The 18,188-nt window shown below is 41.6% G+C and carries 13 protein-coding genes; 3 read left to right on the top strand and 10 right to left on the bottom strand.

The window, feature by feature from the left end; genetic code table 11:
• Positions 1-28: 28 nt before the first annotated feature.
• The gene (locus ACHWSC_RS26465) at positions 29-334 is read right to left on the bottom strand and encodes a hypothetical protein (protein ID WP_394678873.1); all 306 of its coding nucleotides are present in this window, start codon (positions 332-334) and stop codon (positions 29-31) included.
• Between the two features lie 104 nt (positions 335-438).
• On the bottom strand, positions 439-1,641 hold the full coding sequence (locus tag ACHWSC_RS26460; RefSeq protein ID WP_394678872.1) for an MFS transporter: 1,203 nt from the start codon (positions 1,639-1,641) through the stop codon (positions 439-441).
• Positions 1,642-1,811: 170 nt separating this feature from the next.
• Between ACHWSC_RS26460 and ACHWSC_RS26455 the strand changes: the two genes are divergently transcribed.
• Positions 1,812-3,407 (top strand): sulfatase, encoded by a 1,596-nt coding sequence (locus ACHWSC_RS26455; RefSeq protein WP_394678871.1) that lies wholly within the window; start codon positions 1,812-1,814, stop codon positions 3,405-3,407.
• Positions 3,408-3,452: 45 nt separating this feature from the next.
• Here the strand turns inward: ACHWSC_RS26455 and ACHWSC_RS26450 are convergent, their stop codons facing one another.
• The 5 genes from ACHWSC_RS26450 to ACHWSC_RS26430 form a co-directional block, all read right to left on the bottom strand.
• Positions 3,453-4,250 carry a GIY-YIG nuclease family protein gene (locus tag ACHWSC_RS26450; RefSeq protein ID WP_120335918.1) on the bottom strand — a complete coding sequence of 266 codons (798 nt, stop codon included), beginning with the start codon at positions 4,248-4,250 and terminating at the stop codon, positions 3,453-3,455.
• Between the two features lie 182 nt (positions 4,251-4,432).
• On the bottom strand, positions 4,433-6,466 hold the full coding sequence (locus ACHWSC_RS26445; RefSeq protein ID WP_394678870.1) for a heavy metal translocating P-type ATPase: 2,034 nt from the start codon (positions 6,464-6,466) through the stop codon (positions 4,433-4,435).
• 34 nt (positions 6,467-6,500) lie between these two features.
• Entirely contained in the window at positions 6,501-7,811 is a 1,311-nt protein-coding gene (locus ACHWSC_RS26440) for an efflux RND transporter periplasmic adaptor subunit (protein ID WP_394678869.1), read from the bottom strand.
• Positions 7,812-7,818: 7 nt separating this feature from the next.
• Entirely contained in the window at positions 7,819-12,141 is a 4,323-nt protein-coding gene (locus tag ACHWSC_RS26435; protein WP_394678868.1) for a CusA/CzcA family heavy metal efflux RND transporter, read from the bottom strand.
• A gap of 152 nt (positions 12,142-12,293) precedes the next feature.
• Positions 12,294-12,623, bottom strand: coding sequence for a DUF6660 family protein (locus tag ACHWSC_RS26430; protein WP_201671317.1), 330 nt, complete (start codon positions 12,621-12,623; stop codon positions 12,294-12,296).
• Positions 12,624-13,134: 511 nt separating this feature from the next.
• Between ACHWSC_RS26430 and ACHWSC_RS26425 the strand changes: the two genes are divergently transcribed.
• Positions 13,135-14,739: a hypothetical protein gene (locus ACHWSC_RS26425; RefSeq protein WP_394678867.1), complete on the top strand. Its 1,605-nt coding sequence runs from the start codon at positions 13,135-13,137 to the stop codon at positions 14,737-14,739.
• A 79-nt stretch (positions 14,740-14,818) separates the two neighbouring features.
• The gene (locus ACHWSC_RS26420; RefSeq protein WP_394678866.1) at positions 14,819-14,989 is read left to right on the top strand and encodes a hypothetical protein; all 171 of its coding nucleotides are present in this window, start codon (positions 14,819-14,821) and stop codon (positions 14,987-14,989) included.
• A gap of 100 nt (positions 14,990-15,089) precedes the next feature.
• On the opposite strand, the gene ACHWSC_RS26415 is transcribed toward ACHWSC_RS26420, so the two are convergent.
• The 3 genes from ACHWSC_RS26415 to ACHWSC_RS26405 all read right to left on the bottom strand — a co-directional run bounded on the left by ACHWSC_RS26415 (position 15,090) and on the right by ACHWSC_RS26405 (position 18,170).
• On the bottom strand, positions 15,090-15,749 hold the full coding sequence (locus ACHWSC_RS26415; protein ID WP_394678865.1) for a DUF6266 family protein: 660 nt from the start codon (positions 15,747-15,749) through the stop codon (positions 15,090-15,092).
• A gap of 384 nt (positions 15,750-16,133) precedes the next feature.
• Positions 16,134-17,300, bottom strand: coding sequence for an alpha-hydroxy acid oxidase (locus ACHWSC_RS26410; RefSeq protein ID WP_153845979.1), 1,167 nt, complete (start codon positions 17,298-17,300; stop codon positions 16,134-16,136).
• Positions 17,301-17,399: 99 nt separating this feature from the next.
• Positions 17,400-18,170, bottom strand: a complete 771-nt coding sequence (locus ACHWSC_RS26405; protein WP_394678864.1) for an SDR family NAD(P)-dependent oxidoreductase — start codon at positions 18,168-18,170, stop codon at positions 17,400-17,402.
• Positions 18,171-18,188 lie beyond the last annotated feature (18 nt).

Raw genomic sequence — 18,188 nt, 5'->3', positions numbered from 1 at the left:
AGAAATAAACTATGCCCCTTCAGGAATTTTACACATTAAATTCGGGATAAGGAAAACCCTTTCCTTTTTCACAGAAAAATTTTAAACTCCTGAAAAATAGTGCCCAATCAAAACTACAGGAAGCGAATTCCGCACTATAATTTGTCCAGCCATCATGGTGAAACAGCAGCATACATCCCTTTTGCTGAGGTTCAAGTTCAAAGGTCAATGTCGTTCCAATCCATTCCTCAAATGCCTTGACACAGCGCCACTCGACCCTGGAATAAGGCTTCAAGGATATCCAATAAAACGCCAGGGCAAGCACATGTACCTGGGTGAAAATATCGATGTTCAATTTCAGTCTATCTTCAATAGAATTGGTGGAAATCTAGGTTAACACCAATTCTATACGTTATTTTTTTAAGACCGATAGCAAATTTCAAGACAACATAATGGACGCTACGAAAGCTGACCTACGGCATCCTCAAGAACCTCTTTGGCAGCCACAGCCGGTTGCTTTTTGCTTCGTCGGATATAACATAGGGAAATTACGATTCCTAAAGCTGCCATAACCGCACCAACCAAGGCTGGAGAAGTATAACCGTAGCCTTGATTAATGGGTACACCACCTAGAAAGGCACCCAATGCATTCGCAATATTAAAACAAGCAGGTCCTAAAGAGGCAACCAACATTTCAGCATCACTTTTTACCGAGTTAAGCAATAATAAGGTTAACGAAGGTACGAGCGCAAAAGTTGTGACACCGGTTAAAAAAGTCATCACCAAGGATACCCAAACGTTATCGGACAGCCCATAAATAACCAACATACATAAAATCTGAACCACCAGTACGGCTACAACCACCTTTGTTGAAGAAAAAGCGTCCGTCAACTTCCCTCCGATCAAATTCCCCACAAACATACCTAATCCAGCCAAAACCATAATATAAGGCAGGTATTTATCAGCAATACCAGACACTTCAGTCATCAGCGGAGCTATATAACTTATCCAGGCAAACAGCGCTCCTGGAGCTACAGAAAATAACAAAACCATAAACCAAACATTCACATTGCGAAAAATGCCAAAGTCCTTCCAAGGATTATTTTTAGGTGCTGCTTTCATCTTAGGCATCCACAACTTTAAGGCTAACATGGTCAAAATACCGACGATAACAATCAATAGGAAAGTATAACGCCATGAAAAATGATGTCCAATATAGGTACCCAATGGAACTCCAAATAAATTGGCAACTGTCAATCCGGAAAACATCGTCGCTACAGCCTGCGCTTCTTTACCAGGATCGGCCAATCGACTGGCAATAACAGACCCTACTCCGAAGAAAGCACCATGTGGCAATCCCGAAATAAAACGCGATACCAACAAAAGACCATAGTCTGGAGCAACCACAGACAGTCCATTAAATAGGGTAAACAATCCCATGAGGATAATCAAAGTCTTAAGTGGCGAGAATCGATTCATAACAACCACCAACAGTGGGGCACCGATAACTACACCTAAGGCATAAGCTGTAATGAGATAACCAGCTTCCGGAATTGAAACTTGCAGACTTTGGGCAACGTCCGGTAGCATCCCCATCATACTAAATTCGGTAATTCCTATCCCCAATCCCCCCAGTGCAAGTGCTAATAAACTCTTCTTCATATATAAGTAAAATTATTAATAACACAAATTTCTATCAGAATAATTTAATAAACAAATCATTTAAATAGTACAACCTATCATTAAACTAATAGCACCGTCTTTGTCTCAATGAAAACACCTATATTAGCCTAAGGTAAAATCGATCAGCATAACACATTCAAACCTTAACCATGAAACTGCATCATTATATACTTACTTTCACCTTGTACACACTTGTACCTTTTTGGGCATTGGCACAAAAAGGCCAGGCAAAAAAGCATCCAAATATTGTATATATCATGAGTGATGATCATGGTTATCAAGCGATCAGCGCTTATGGTTACGGATTGAACGAAACTCCCAATATCGACAGATTAGCAAAGGAAGGTGCCATTTTCACACGTGCGACCGTGACAAATTCATTATGTGCACCCAGTCGGGCTGTACTCCTAACTGGGAAGCACAGTTATATGAATGGGAAAATTGATAATGAGGCAAAATTCGATTGGAATCAGGACAACTTTGCCAAGATTCTCCAAAAAAATGGGTATCAAACGGCATTAATCGGTAAAATCCATATGGATGGCCTACCCCAGGGATTTAACCACTCAGCGGTCCTTATTGACCAAGGCGAATATTATAATCCAAACTTTATTATCAATGGTGTAAAACAACAAATACAAGGCTATGTATCGGATCTCACCACCGATATGACCTTAGATTGGATCGCTAAAAGAGATACCAGCAAACCTTTCTGTGTGCTCTATCATCAAAAAGCGCCACACCGAGAGTGGCTACCGGCTTTGCGACATCTTCAACAATATACATCAAAAACCTACAAAGAACCGAATAATCTATTCGACACCTACGAAGGAAGAGGAACTGCTGCTAAAACCGCTGAAATGAATATCCTTAAACACATGAACTGGGCTGGTGACAACAAGATACCTCCTGCGCTAATGGATGAATTGGGACTAAAAGAATATCTATCCTGGGATAAAGCTGCCTTCAATGGAAACCTAGGAAGAATGACTGCAGCGCAGCGCGCAACATGGGATTCAATCTACAACCCAATCATGGCAGATTTTAAGATGAAATATCGCAACATGTCCAAAGAAGACCTGATGCGCTGGCGATATCAACGCTATATGCAGGATTATCTGGGTACTGTTGCTGCGGTGGACGACGGTGTTGGACGTCTATTGGAATTTTTGAAAGACAATGGACTCGACGAAAATACAATTGTCATTTACACCTCAGACCAAGGGTTCTATCTGGGTGAACATGGTTGGTTTGACAAACGTTTTATGTATGAAGAATCGCTCCGAACTCCCTTATTGATCCGCTATCCAGCAGAAATTAAAGCTGGCCAATCCTCAAAAGCACTTGTTCAGAATCTTGATTTTGCCCCCACAATCCTAGATTATGCAGGACTTGCAATCCCGAAAGATATGCAGGGAAAATCTTTTCGTGGTCTGCTCAATGGAAAAGAAAAACAATGGCGCGATGCAGTATATTATACCTATTATGAGTACCCTTCCATTCATATGGTAAAACGACACTATGGAATTCGTACCGAAAGGTACAAACTGATCCATTTCTATTATGACAAAGATGAGTGGGAATTATACGATCTAGAGAAAGATCCACAGGAAATGCAGAATGTATACAATATACAAGCATACCAAAAGGTACGTGAAGAAATGCAACATAAACTGGACGAAGCCCGAGCCTACTATAAAGATTCCGATGAGAACGACAAAAAGTTCTTACCGAAGGTAAAATAATAATTTACTGGCTTAGTAGACCAGTAAATTATTGTTGTTAAAAATCTAAACAGGGTTGAGTTTGAAGTAACGTCTCAAAATACGTCTAACGTCTCTGTTTTCCGCTTTGAAGATGATGGCTTCTCGCTTTTTCTTTTCGCTATATACACGCTTATTACAGTAGCCAAATCCTTTATACCGACCATCCAACAAGTAAACAAGTCCCTTTTCTTTGGGATTACGTCCTAAGAACTCCAAAAATATTTCGCCCATCGGAAGATCCGAAGAGGCTACAAATTCCTGCACTCTTCGATTATAGTCATCTGGAAGCTCCTGCGCAATACATGCCCCTTTGCAGGTCTTCAACATATATTGAAAACAATGTTTCGTATACGTCTGTAATTTGTTTATTTTTTGGCAGAGCTGATAAGCTTCCACAATATTGAATAATTGCTCGCGCCCCTCCTGGTAACTCGAAAAGGTCATTAGCTCTTCTCGCTCGGGATCAAGCGCCTCAACTTGAAGAACTTGATAGCCCAATGGATTCACTGCTAGATAAAGGCCAAATCCATAGTATGTTCGACGCTGCGCCCGGTTATAATAGGGTTGATATTTTTTGATCAGGTCAGATTCATGCAATAGCGCTAGTAATTCATGACCTGTCAGTTCAAATCCAACTCTGCAGGCTGCTCCTTGGATTTTGCGTTCCTTAAAATCTGTGCTTCTAAAATGCTGCAATAACCTATTTCTAATATCGATACTCTTGCCGACATAAATTAGCGCGTCATGCTTATCATAAATATAATATACGCCGACTGCAGAGGGTACCCCTTCAAGCAATCCGGCAATTTGCTCTTTCGTCATCACTTTAACAGCAGGTAATACCTTACAAAGGTAATTTAAAAAATAAGCTATTCACTTCGTGGATCTGCATGCTCAAATATACTAATATATTTAGTACATATAAATGATAGCGAATAAAAATAGGAATACACCCGCCCTTCATTTCGTCCAATGAAAAGGCGGGTGTAACATAGCGCCAATTGTTAAAATTTCATTTTTTGAATTCTAATGGCATTCAATATCGCAATTAAAGATACGCCAACATCGGCAAATACAGCCTCCCACATTGTTGCCAAACCTCCAGCTCCAAGAATCAACACGATCCCTTTGACTATAAAAGCAAGGCCTATATTCTGATAAACAACTTTTTTTGTCTGTTTCCCAATGCGAATGGCCATTGGAATCTTCGAAGGTTTGTCATCCTGGATCACGACATCGGCCGTCTCGATCGTCGCATCACTGCCCAGTCCACCCATCGCTATTCCAACATCACTCAGTGCAACGACCGGAGCATCGTTAACGCCATCACCAACAAAAGCAACAGATTCGTTTAGCCCCTTTATTTCCCTGACCTTATTCACTTTATCTTCCGGAAGCAGGTCGCCGTAGGCCTGATCTATTCCAAGTTCCTTGGCAACATAGGCGACTACCGTCGTCTTATCACCGCTCAACATCGTCGCTTTTACACCGAGCTTATGCAGTAGCTGAATTGTAAACGCGGCATCTGCTTTAATGCTATCAGCGATGGTCATGAATCCTACAAATTTCCCGTCCAAAGCGATGGCAATGGTCGTATATACGATACTATTCGGATCGATATCATAGGCTACATTAAATTTGTCCAGCAATTTAAAGTTACCCACAAGCAACTCTTTGCCTTCAGTAATTGCCTTTAATCCATGTCCGGCGATTTCTTCTATACTATGGAGATTAATAGACTCGTCGATCGCACCTGCATATTCCCTAATCGCTGTTGCAACTGGATGGCTGCTATGGCTCTCTATTTTATTGACGAGCTTTAAAATTCTTGCCTCGTCGTAACCAGCCTGCAGCTTAATTTCCTGCACCTTAAAAACGCCGGCAGTCATTGTTCCGGTTTTATCCATCACCACATGCCGGATATCTGCCATCGCATCCAAAAAATTACTGCCTTTAAAAAGTATACCATTTCTACTCGCAGCACCGATTCCACCAAAATACCCCAAAGGGATTGAGATGACGAGTGCACAGGGACAGGAGATCACTAAAAATACGAGTGCTCTATACAACCAGTCGCTAAATACATATTGGTCGACAAACAAGTACGGCAGGAGGCAAATTCCAATAGCCAAAAACACGACAATTGGGGTATATATCTTAGCAAATTTGCGGATAAAAAGTTCAGTAGGCGCTTTTTGAGCTGTGGCGTTCTGTACAAGCTCAAGGATTTTACTCAGTTTGCTATCTTGATAAGCTGTTGTCACCCGAATTAGGCTCACCGTGTTCATATTAATCATTCCTGCCAGCACAACATCACCTTTCATTTTTGTATCTGGCTTGCTCTCGCCAGTTAGCGCAGCAGTATTAAATGCGCCTTGTTCAGACAGCAATTCACCATCGAGCCCGAGCTTTTCGCCAGGTTTCAGCTGAACAATTGCTCCGATACCTGCGTCTGCGGCTTTGATTACTTTGCTCTTTCCATTCTCCAAAATCGTCACTTCATCCGGACGCTGATCCAGTAGTGCCTTAATATTACTTTTAGCTTTACTCACCGCTAAAGTCTGAAATACCTCGCCTACGGCGTAAAATAACATCACCGCCACAGCTTCTGGGTATTCTTTGATCGCAAAAGCTCCTATCGTAGCAATACTCATTAAAAGAAACTCCGAAAAGATTTCCCCTTTAGCAATACTCTTTAGGGCATCTCTGATTACAGGATACCCAACAGGCAGATAAGATACGATATACCAGCCCGAACGAACCCAATCCTTAAACCATGCTTGCGCAATCCAATTATCCATCGCTATTGCTGCAATGAGCAAAATAAAAGAAATTAGCGCGGGTAGAAATAACTGCATCTGACTAGCCCCTGCCGTTGAGTGATCGTGACCGTCCTCATCATGGCTATGATCATGACCATGACTGGAAGCCGGAGCTTTCCCAATAAGGTCTTCAGCTCCCGCCTGACTATATATTTTTTCTGTCTGTGTACAACAAAGCTGTCTGCCTTGTGCATCATAACTATGTTGATGTTCCATAACATGCTTTGATTATCTTAACAAATACTGTCAATTAATGTTCGTGCCCACCTGTATTGCTCATTTTAGCATTGATAAAAAAGGCCCCCTTTACAACAATTTTCGTTCCGGCAGGAACTTCGGTAACCGGGGTAATCGCCGTATATCCCAAAGCAGACACGCCTTTTTGAATCTCTATTTTTTCAAAATTGATGTTTTTAGCCTGTTCTTCGCCATGCTGCCCAGCTTCTTGCTCATTTTTATGCGCATGTTTTGCTTCACCTTCATCGTGCGCATGCCCGTGATCGTCGTGCCCTTCTTCATGCTCCTCAGGTTTCTTGTCTGTCTCCACAAAAATATAATACTTGCCGTCAGCCTCCACGATTGCATCATTCGGAACAGCCGGAGTCCGTACATTATTGACACCGATCATACCCGTGATGTTCATCCCATCAATCAACCCTACTTTGCTGCCCACAACCGTACTGTGCACAGCGATGGTCTTGCTATCATTTTCAAAGGAAGATCCAATCGTAAAAACTTTGGCGGTATAGGTCTTATCCGGGTTGTTGGTCAGTTGAAAGTTGATGAGCTGTCCGACTTTAACCAAAGGTAGATCCTTTTCAAACACCTGCAGATCCAAATGCAACAGACTATTATCAACAATCTCAATCACGGGCGAAGAGACGTCTACATAACTCCCAATTTTCGCAAAAACATTACTTACTGTTCCATTGATAGGGCTTGTTACGGCCAATGAGGTCCGCATATTAGAAAGATTCACGCTATTGGGATTAATGCCCATCAATTGGATCTGTTGTTGCAAAGAGGCCTTTCGAGCCCGTAAACTGTTGAAGTCTGCTGTTGCTGCCTGCAGATTTTTCCGTGCGCCCGCATTACCTTCATTGAGTTCCTGTTGCCTTGCCATTTCTTGTTCAGCTAAGGTAATCTTACTTGCAAGGGATACATATTCCTCCTGCAACTGTACAAACTGGGGGTTGGTGATCGTAGCGATCACCTGCCCCTTGCGTACGTGATCACCCAGCTGCACGTTTAATGTCTTTACAACACCACCATAAAGCGCCGTTGCATTTGCTTTATTGTTATTGGGTACACTTAAAAGTCCATTGGCCTTGATTGTAGCCGTTAGTTCCTTCTCTTCAATACCTCCAAAAACGATGCCCACAGCTTTTATTTGCTCAGCACTCAGTGCCGCTACAGTAACCGGACCTTCCTCATGCCCCTCTTCGGATTTAGGCGCTTCCTTTCCCTCCGGTTGACCTTTAGGCTCCGACTCATTAGAACCGCAACCGTAAAAAACAGTAACGGCTATGCATACGATAAATATCTTTATGAAAACTTTCATTGTTGACTTATTTGTTATTGAAGTAATTATATTGAATTGCTGATTGATTATACTGATTGAGGACTTCTAAATAATTCTGGCGAATCCCAATGGCCTGACTTAAAAATTGACTTAATTCAGCAAAATTGATCTCGCCTGTCCTATAACCCAAACTGGCCGCTTTAATGATGGCATCAGCTTGTTTTAAACCCGAAGACTCATAAAATTGTAGTAACGCACTATTCTTGTCAATTTCAGCAAGTGCGTTTCCTTTATTTGTCTGGAATGCCTGCGTCTCATATTCCAACTTACGCTGTTGAACTTCCATTTCAGCGTTGGCAGCCTTCACTTTACTTTTATACGCGCCTAGGCTAAAGACCGGAAAAGATGCGGAGACCGAAAATCCCGATAATGGATCTTTGGCTCCCCAAACGCGTTGGGAGAAAAATCGACCCGAGAACTCAGGCTTATTTGTATTTTTCTGAACACTGATATTTGATGTAGCGATATTTACGTTTTGCTGCTGTAAAACAAGTAAAGGATGTGCTGTTTCCTCAGATGGACTGGCGTTTACGAGAATCTTCTCCAAGGACTGATCTAATGGGAGCATCCACTCGTTACGGTCCAACAAGAGCATAAGTTGCTGTTGCTGGATAACAATGTCCTTTTTGTTTTGAACAAGCTGTGCTTGCAGTTCCTTTAGTTTTGCTTCAGCTGCGATCTTGTCCAGCGCAGCCACATCACCCGTTCTGAAGCGAAGTTCAGTTGCTTTGAACATGGCTGTATAGATGCTATCCAGCTCCATATACAGCTTTTGGCGATCCTGGAGATACCAAAGTTGAAAATAGGCTGTCCTCACATCTTTAGTAATCGCTGTTTTCAATACATCCGTATTTAAATTCGCATATTTTAGCTGCTGTTTAAAATACTCCTTACGCGCCGCATAGAGCCCGGGCCAGGCAATACTTTGCGTTATACCAATTTTCAATAAGCCGGCCTTATCCGTAGGACGGTAATCTTCATTTTCTGCAAAAATCCCGGTCTTGGGGATTTCGGTTGCCGTTTTAACATTGAAACCAGCGCCCAGAATTTCAGCCTGGTTGATCTGAAACTGACGATTGCTCTTCAGCGCAGTTTCCACAGCTTCTGTAACAGAAATGCGCTCTTGGCCAAACACCTGAGATCCCAAGGCCATAAATAAGAAAGCAAGTACTGTAACAAAGGTCTTAGCACCCCTACTTCGTTTCATATTCAATTTAGAATTAAAGATTATATACAATAAGGGCAGCACAAACAACGTCAGGAAAGTTGCCGTTATCAATCCGCCGATAACAACCGTTGCCAAAGGCTTCTGAACTTCAGCGCCGGCACTTGTACTTATTGCCATCGGTAAAAAGCCCAGTGAGGCCACTGTCGCTGTCATCAGTACAGGACGTAAACGGGTCAAAGTACCTTCTTTAACGCGTTGAAAAATATCATCGACGCCCTCTTTTTTCAACTGATTGAATGTCCCAATTAAAACGATACCGTTGAGTACGGCCACACCAAACAAGGCGATAAAACCGATACCGGCACTAATACTGAAAGGCATACCGCGCAACATCAATGCAAAGACACCCCCGATAGCACTCATTGGTATTGCGGTAAAAATTAGCGTGGCCTGCTTAAAGGAATGGAATGTGAAATACAACAGCATAAAAATAAGCAATAAGGACACTGGTACAGCAATCAGCAGGCGCGAACTCGCTTTTTGCAAATTCTCGAACTGACCTCCGTAGGTGAAATAATAACCCGCGGGAAGTTTTACATTTGCAGCCAATTGTTGCTGGATATCCTTTACTACGGTTTGAACATCACGCCCTGCCACATTAAATCCAATCACAATTCTTCGTTTACCAGCTTCGCGACTGATTTGGGCAGGCCCCAATTTATAATCAATGGCAGCAACCTGAGAAAGAGGGATCTGCGTACCCGTATCTGTAGGAATCATCAGATTACGCACATCATCAATGCTATTTCTGTGCGTTGTATCTAACCTGACGACCAGATCAAAGCGACGTTCATTTTCATAGATCTGTCCCGTACTCCGACCGGCAAAGGCGGTACTCACCACATCATTAACGTCCTGAATTGTCAATCCATAATTTGCGATACGGGTGCGGTCATAAACGATATTAATTTGCGGGAGACCGGATACGCGCTCCACCTGTGGAGAAGTTGCCCCTTGAACAGATTGAATCTGAGCAGCAACCACACTGGCGTAAGCGGCCAGTGAATCGATGTTTTCACCGAAGATCTTTACAGCAACATCCTGACGGATACCCGTCATTAACTCATTGAAACGCATTTGAATAGGTTGATTTTTTTCAAAGAAGACGCCCGGAATTACTTCTAGCTTCTCCAGAATAGCGCTCCCCAGTTCTTCATAAGAACGACCCGACTTCCACTCTTTTTGAGGCTTCAATACCACCATAATATCTGTCGCTTCCGGTGGCATAGGGTCCGTTGGCACCTCCGCAGCTCCTGTTTTACCGACGACCATCTTCACTTCATCGAACTCTTTGATAATCCGGGAAGCCTGCATAGAGGTTTCAATACTTTGCGAAAGCGAGCTTCCCTGAGGAAGTATGCAATGGAATGCATAATCACCTTCCTGCAATTGTGGAATAAACTCGCCCCCCATATTCTTAAAAAAGAAAGCCGACAAAGCAAAAATGGCAACAGTTAAACTCACGATCAGGTATTTAAACCGAATGGCTTTTTGTAATAAAGGCTCATAAATACGTTGCAGTCCTGCAATCATCCGGTCACTCAACGTTTTCTTGTCGCTGTGTTTTTTCGGCAGAAACAGAGCACACATCATGGGGATATAGGTTAACGAGAGAATCAATGCCCCGAAAATAGCAAACCCAACTGTTTGTGCCATTGGACGAAACATTTTCCCTTCAACACCCACCAATGTTAAAATTGGAATATAGACAATAAGAATAATAATCTCACCAAAGGCTGCACTGGTACGAATCTTTGAAGCAGACTCAAATACCTCATGGTCCATTTCGGCCTGGGTCAATTTCTCGGTTGACTTTCGTAAGCCTAAATGGTGTAGCGTAGCTTCCACCACAATGACGGCTCCGTCCACAATCAAACCGAAGTCTATCGCACCCAAACTCATTAAATTGGCGCTTACGCCGAAGACGTTCATCAATCCAAGTGCAAACAGCAGCGCCAGTGGAATCGCCGAAGCAACTATAAGACCTGCCCGCAAGTTCCCAAGAAATAATACCAGGACAAAAATTACAATCAGGGCACCTTCAATCAGATTTTTTTCAACGGTACTGATCGCACGTCCAACGAGGTCTGTCCGGTCCAAATAGGGCTCTATAACCACATCATCAGGCAAAGACTTTTGGATAGTCGGTAGTTTTTCTTTCACACGATTGACCACCTCATTACTGTTTTCACCCTTTAGCATCATGACGACACCACCCACAGCATCTACCTCACCATTGTATGTCAAGGCTCCATAACGCACAGCATGACCAAACCGTACATCTGCAACATCTTTTACATAAATCGGTATAGACCCTGATTTTCGGATAGCGATATTTCTGACATCTTCCAAAGAAGTCGCCAGTCCAATCCCCCGGATAAAGTATGCATTCGGTTTTTTATCAATATAGGCACCACCTGTATTTTGATTGTTTTTCTCTAAGGCAGTAAATATCTCTGGGATCGTGATATTCATAGCCTTAAGTCTATTCGGGTCAACAGCTACTTCATATTGTTTAAGCTCACCACCGAAACTATTGACCTCGGCAATTCCAGGAGTTCCGTAAAGTTGACGAGCAACAATCCAATCTTGCATGGTTCGCAAATCTTTTGCGTTGTATTTCTTTTCGCTTCCCTTTTTGGGATGGATAATATATTGATATACTTCTCCCAATCCGGTACTTACTGGAGCCAACTCAGGTTTACCAATACCCTGTGGAATCTGATCCACCGCTTCTTTCAAACGCTCACCGATCAGCTGACGGGCAAAATAAATATCTACATCATCGTCAAAAACAACGGTAATGACAGAAAGCCCGAAGCGTGAAATACTCCTGATCTCCTCAATTTTGGGTACAGTTGCAATACTTTGTTCAATTGGAAAAGTCACCAATTGCTCTACTTCCTGTCCGGCAAGAGTTGGACAAGAGGTAAAGATCTGGACTTGATTATTGGTAATATCGGGAACGGCATCTATGGGTAGTTTCGTCGCACTCCATGCCCCCCAAATGATAAGCAACAAGGTCATTAAACCGATAACGATCTTGTTCTTAATGCTAAATTTTATAATATGATCTAACACAATATACGTGATTAATGCTTAAATAATAGCTCGTTAGAATATCTTCATCGCTTGTCGCAATAAAATACAACAAACGGATTCCGAGCACAAAGCTGAATAAAGAATAGCATAGCGCGCTCCATCAGATTTGTTTTTAGAATTTTTACGAAAAATTAAGCATTAACTTTTGGCGGCTGCCAGATGCTTCCAAAATAACTGGAAACAATCGCTGTATTGCGTAAAGGATTACGATTATCAAAATAAATTGATACCGGGACACCATCTATTTGCGGGAATTGATACGCATAAGCCGTTATATTTCCACTACAACAATTGCAATAGCAGAAAATAGAACAAGCATCAGATGCGTCATCACTATGGTTATGAGTTTGGTTTAATTGTGTTTCCATAGCAGTCTGCTCACAGCGATTGCTAGAATCACTGCAGGGAACAAAAGAAAGTCCCATAATATATGCTATCAATATGAAAACAATTAACCTCATGAATACGCAAATTTAAAAAAAATAAATCAAAATCTCTCCTTAACCCCAGAAATCTATTGGTTAGCGTCATCTCCATTGCCTTCTATAAAATAAGGAGACAGGCGCTCTCAAGCGAGCATTTTTTTTATCCCTTAGGCTTTCATAAAACCGCACAATCCTACACAGCATTATTGCTTAATGTCAAAATTAATTATAAGTAAATTATTGTTCAAATAAAACGAATTGTAATTAACAGAAAAACATATAAAACATGTTCAAACAGCATTTTAGATGCAAAATAACGCTATTGTAGATATTTCTCCACAAGAAACATAAGATAACATAAATTCAGTAGATTAAGTAAAATGCTATTTATATAATTGCATCGATAAAAAATAACAGTAATAAAAACGCAATAGTATACCACATTTTAAATACAAATCGGCATACAATTGCAAGAGTATTTGCAAAACAAATCAACAACGAAATCAAATAATCAAAAAATCAATAACAAAACAAAATGTCAATTAACATGAATCTAATCCCCCATCGCCGACTGACAAACCTGTTCATGCTAGGCTGCAGTGCTTTCGCACTTAGCCTCTACTCATGTAACAAAAGTGGAGAAAACACCGCATTAACAGGAGAAACTGTCGTTAAAATCAATCTATCGGGCGTAGAAGCTTACAATGAAACAGACAACAATGCTGTTCAAAAGCAAGCATCTGCAAACGCTTCGCATTCATCAAGCAATGCACCTGATGTACAGGAAATGACTGTACCGTTAGAAAACGGTGGTTCAGTTGACGTTGTCCTAACAAACAATTCAGCGGTTACAAAAAGCCTCGTCGCTTCATCCAACCCCAAACTAGCGGCTGTCCAAACACAAGAGAAGCCATTGGACAAAAACGTCAAGTATAAAGTTGTTGTCTATGACAACCAAGGAGCTTACGTAACGGCAAAAGATTATAGTTATGGTGAGGAAGCTACTGCAGCAGGTATCGTTCTTGATGCCGGAAAATCATATACATTCATTGCCTATTCGATCAATAGCACCACAGCGTTACCGGGTATTAACAACCAAAATACACTGTCCACAGCCAGCTTAAACAATATAAGTGGCGACTTAATGTATTACACAGGCACATTAACATTAAAAAATGGTGTAAACAATTTAAATGTTGTGTTAAAACACAGATTTAGCCAAATCACCACAACATTGACCATGGATCCAAGTATGACCGGAGCCATCACTCAAATCGGGACCGCAGTACTAAAACCTAGTCACAGTAGTGCAAATTTGAAATTCTCAGATGAAACATTAACGTACAATGGCTTGAACAACGCAGGTGTGACAACGCAATTCCCGGCTTTAGGAAATGGCTTACGTACCGTGATCAGTAACCCATCGTTATTAATTCACCCCACCACCAGTAACGGGACATTGATGCTCGGCAGTCTGACCCTTGATGATGAGACCAAAACAAACATCACCATTCCAAATGTTAAGATCAATCCTGGACAAAAATACGATCTGAAACTTAACTTCAGAACCTGTACACAAGATGTAACCAGCAGTGGTTTGGACTGGAGCTATCCAGCAACAACATCGGGCGGCAAAACCGGTATTATGAAAGACGGTAAATTCTATGCCAATGGAACAACAATCGATAGAAGCTTTACTGCCCCAGCCGCAGACTATGGTTTTGTTTTCGACATTACCGAACTGGACAATGCATTCAACATGGAAGTAAATGGTGTCAAATTAGCGAAACAGGAAATTCAATTTGAGGTAGGCGCTTCTTCTTCTCAAAATATCCAGTTTGTTGATGGAAGCAAATACGCCGGCAACAATATTGAAACCAACAAAAGAATCGATCAGGTTTACAACATGAAAGGTACAAGTACAAGTCCATTGATCAAACTTGTCATCAGCAGAACTGGCCAAGTTACCATGTTTGGTAGTAAAACATCTGGCGGTCCTTTATACGAACTTAAACTCGTGAATGGCAACAGCTTTAACACATTCCCTTGGAGTGCAACACAAAGCAACACCGTAAAAGTAACCCAACTTGTTGATGGACGTACTATTATCAAGGGTGTAGGTGCCGGAAAGAAGAAAATCCCTTGCCAATAATCAATTAATAGATCAATAATCAGAAAGACTAAATTTTGCTGGTATAACAAAGAAAAACAGCACGTAAAAAATAGCTATTATGGAAAAAAAATTAGCATACATCGCCCCCAAAGTTAACACAACGACAATCGAACTTGAACAAGGTATTGCAGCTGGTTCTGCATATGCCAGACCAGAAGATGCCAACAGCGGTCAAGTAAACGAACAATGGGAAGTAGGATCAACAGATAATAGAAATATCGACTGGTAAACTATTTTCAACAGTAAACAAAAGGAAGGGGCACTGCAAAGTTGGATTGCCCCTTTTTATGCAATTTTATAATAGACAAACGTGTCATCCATATTTATACTCAAACCTTTAGCCTACCCAAGTGCAGACTGTCTGTATTACCTCCACCATAACTTTCGATAAAAAAGATATACACCTCATAGGTCATTTCCTTTCCATGTCTTTGAATTTCAATATTTTGTTTACCAGACGTTAAGCTGCTTTTCAAATCGTTCATCACAAGTGGATATCCACCCCCGTTCTCCCCTGCATTATACAGGATTAAGAACGAATCGTAAGATCCCGTGTCAAACTTTTCCTCCAGATAGGCATCATATTCCCAGGTGACCTGAAGCACTTGATTTTCTTGATCGAAATCCATTGTGTAGGAAGTGATGGGATTAGGGCTCCCCTTGGCAATCATAAATTTCGGCCAATCAATCACAAAACCGTCTTCTTCCCGGATAAGTGCTTCGTTCAAATTATAAGACATCGCGACATCGTATGCCCGTTTAGGATAGCTGTACGCTTTATAACCCATATTGATGATCGGTTTTAATTGGCCAATATGTGACCTCACAATTTTGAAGCGTTTTCTACTCAGCAATTGCTCAGGAGTCGGCTCCCGTTTTTTAACGCGGGGGAGAGATCGTACATAATTTCCCGTTTTAGTCGACACAAACACAACAGAACCTGCTTTCCCGGAAACAGTTCCATTTACACCATTTTTGATGATTGCCATAATTGATTGATTATGTTATAGATAATAAAGATAAACATTAATACGAAAACATACGCATATCAAATTATAACAAACAACAGTTTTCAATCAATACTTAGACAGTAATTAGTCACTGTTTATTCAGTCTTCACTGAGCAAGCACTGAACAAGCACTGAACGAGCACTGAACAAGCACTGTTTAAAAGTGGAATTTGGTTACCATATGTTGCATCTAAGAACTAAAGGAGAAAAGGTAAAAGCCGACGACTTTTCCTACGAACCTATAAAGCAAAAAAAATGTCTCCTACATTTGCTTAATACAAACATAAGAGACATCTTCTTCTTTTTATCGTAGGCCCGATCGCCACCCCAACGCTGGATCGAAAACTCGACCTACTGCAGCAGTTACAGGACAGCCTGCAGACGTTTTGGAAAATCTTCAATCTTTGAAAGACTCAATTGCTTCATAACCTGAAACAAATGCGTCTTAAACATATTGATTGTATGTTCCCCACCTTCATTGCCCAATGCGCCAACGCCATACATAAATGGTCTTCCCATAAAATTGAAATCTGATCCAACTGCATGTGCCCGCGCAAGGTCAACCCCCGATCGAATACCACCATCTAACATGATTTTTATCTTCTTTTTATATTCTGGGTTGCTCGCCAAGTGGATCAATGAATTGATCGAAGATTCACTTGCATCGAGCTGTCGTCCACCATGATTTGACACAATGACTCCATCAACGCCCAATGCGATAGCAGCCTGCATATCTTCATCGGTGGCAATCCCTTTAAGCACCAAGGGCCCTTTCCAAAGATCACGAATAGCTTTAATTTTCTCAACATCCACTTTACCCGTAAATGTTCTGTTCATAAACTGTCCCAGCTGCGCTAAATCAAGTCCCTTTTCCATGTAAGGCTTCAATGTTGCAAAAGAAGGAATTCCATGCCTTAATGTTTCTATCCCCCAAGTCGGACAGGCAAAGGTTTGCAAGATATTGGCGATACTCATTTTAGGCGGCATAGACAATCCGCTTTTTATTTCACGATAACGAAGTCCAAAAGCAGGCACATCCACCAAAACTACCAATACAGGGCATTCAACAGCCTCCAGACGTTTAATAATATCATCCCGCAACCTGTTTTCCGTAGGATGATAGAGCTGAAACCAGGCTTTCCCATCAGACACCTCGGCAATACGTTCAATGCTACTTGTTGATACTGTACTCAAAATATAGGGAATATCATTTTTTGCTGCCGCTTTCGCAAGAATTTCCGGCGCATTCGGCCACATCAATCCTTGAAGTCCAATAGGCGAAACACCAAAAGGTGCACTGTAACGACGACCGAATAATTCTACAGATAAGTCTATTTCTTCACTCGCAAGCAGATATTGCGGCTTCAACAGAATATTATCAAAATCATTCTCATTTCTGGCAAGGTTCAATTCTTCATTTGCACCTCCGGTCAGATAATCAAATGCAAATCGGGGAATCCTTTTCTTCGCTTTAATCTTTAGATCTTCAACAGAAGGATAACGTGTATTATATATAAATTTCTGGCTCATGATTGATGTATTATTTATAAACAGTCTATGACTGCGCGCCAAACTTAGAAAAATTGCATTTCAAATGCAAGCTAATTGTAGCTAATATAAAAAAATCTGTCATACATTTCTGCGATACCCCAATTCAGCACCACCACTTACAGGTAGATTTACCCCCGTGATAAAGCGTGCTTGGTTTGACAGTAGGAACACACAGGCATCAGCAATGACATCGCCCTCAGGACAGTATCCCAGCAAATGAATATCCTTCAAAAAGTCAAAAACCTGTGTCGGATGCGCTTGCTCCAGTGTCCATTTGTTGAGCATGGGGGTCATAACAGCTGCAGGCATAACCGAATTGACACGTATACCGACAGGTGCATAATCTATGGCCATAGATTTTGTCAACGCGTTGATAGCACCCTTTGTGGCAGCATATGCCGCATGGTTCTCCTGGCCAATATCCCCCACTAAACTACTCGTATTTAGAATACAACCAGCAGATTCCTTTAAATGAGGATAGCCATACCGTGTAGTCAGAAGAACACTTTTCATGTTGGTTTCCAGCAACCTTGTCCATTCATCATCCGTAGTTTCATGCAAAGGCTTTGCTGGGCTTGCCAGACCAGCATTGTTATGGATTGCATCCAGCCGCCCAAAAACAGCAATAGTCTTTTGGATGGCCAAATCAACTTCGCGGGCTTGCGTAACATCCCCACAGATACCGATATGTGGCGCACCGATCAGTTCAGCTGTAGCATCTACCGATCCTTGACCGAGACCAATAAAAGCAACCTTTGCCCCTGCTTTGACATAGGCTTTTACACATTCCAAGCCGATTCCAGCAGTTCCTCCTGTAATCAATATTATTTTATCTTCTAAGGTTTTCACGTTTTTATTATTCTTGTA

It is taken from the genome of uncultured Sphingobacterium sp. (assembly GCF_964277905.1).
GTDB classification, from domain to species: domain Bacteria; phylum Bacteroidota; class Bacteroidia; order Sphingobacteriales; family Sphingobacteriaceae; genus Sphingobacterium; species Sphingobacterium siyangense.
Note: the sequence above shows the minus strand (reverse complement) of the source record. Positions and strands in the feature narration are given on the sequence as shown.

Bases quoted from the DNA above. Each gene is read 5' to 3' on its own strand.
- ACHWSC_RS26460 (WP_394678872.1), bottom strand. From the start codon at position 1,641: ATGAAGAAGAGTTTATTAGCACTTGCACTGGGGGGATTGGGGATAGGA.
- ACHWSC_RS26455 (WP_394678871.1), top strand. From the start codon at position 1,812: ATGAAACTGCATCATTATATACTTACTTTCACCTTGTACACACTTGTA.
- ACHWSC_RS26450 (WP_120335918.1), bottom strand. From the start codon at position 4,250: ATGACGAAAGAGCAAATTGCCGGATTGCTTGAAGGGGTACCCTCTGCA.
- ACHWSC_RS26445 (WP_394678870.1), bottom strand. From the start codon at position 6,466: ATGGAACATCAACATAGTTATGATGCACAAGGCAGACAGCTTTGTTGT.
- ACHWSC_RS26440 (WP_394678869.1), bottom strand. From the start codon at position 7,811: ATGAAAGTTTTCATAAAGATATTTATCGTATGCATAGCCGTTACTGTT.
- ACHWSC_RS26430 (WP_201671317.1), bottom strand. From the start codon at position 12,623: ATGAGGTTAATTGTTTTCATATTGATAGCATATATTATGGGACTTTCT.
- ACHWSC_RS26425 (WP_394678867.1), top strand. From the start codon at position 13,135: ATGAATCTAATCCCCCATCGCCGACTGACAAACCTGTTCATGCTAGGC.
- ACHWSC_RS26420 (WP_394678866.1), top strand. From the start codon at position 14,819: ATGGAAAAAAAATTAGCATACATCGCCCCCAAAGTTAACACAACGACA.
- ACHWSC_RS26415 (WP_394678865.1), bottom strand. From the start codon at position 15,749: ATGGCAATCATCAAAAATGGTGTAAATGGAACTGTTTCCGGGAAAGCA.
- ACHWSC_RS26410 (WP_153845979.1), bottom strand. From the start codon at position 17,300: ATGAGCCAGAAATTTATATATAATACACGTTATCCTTCTGTTGAAGAT.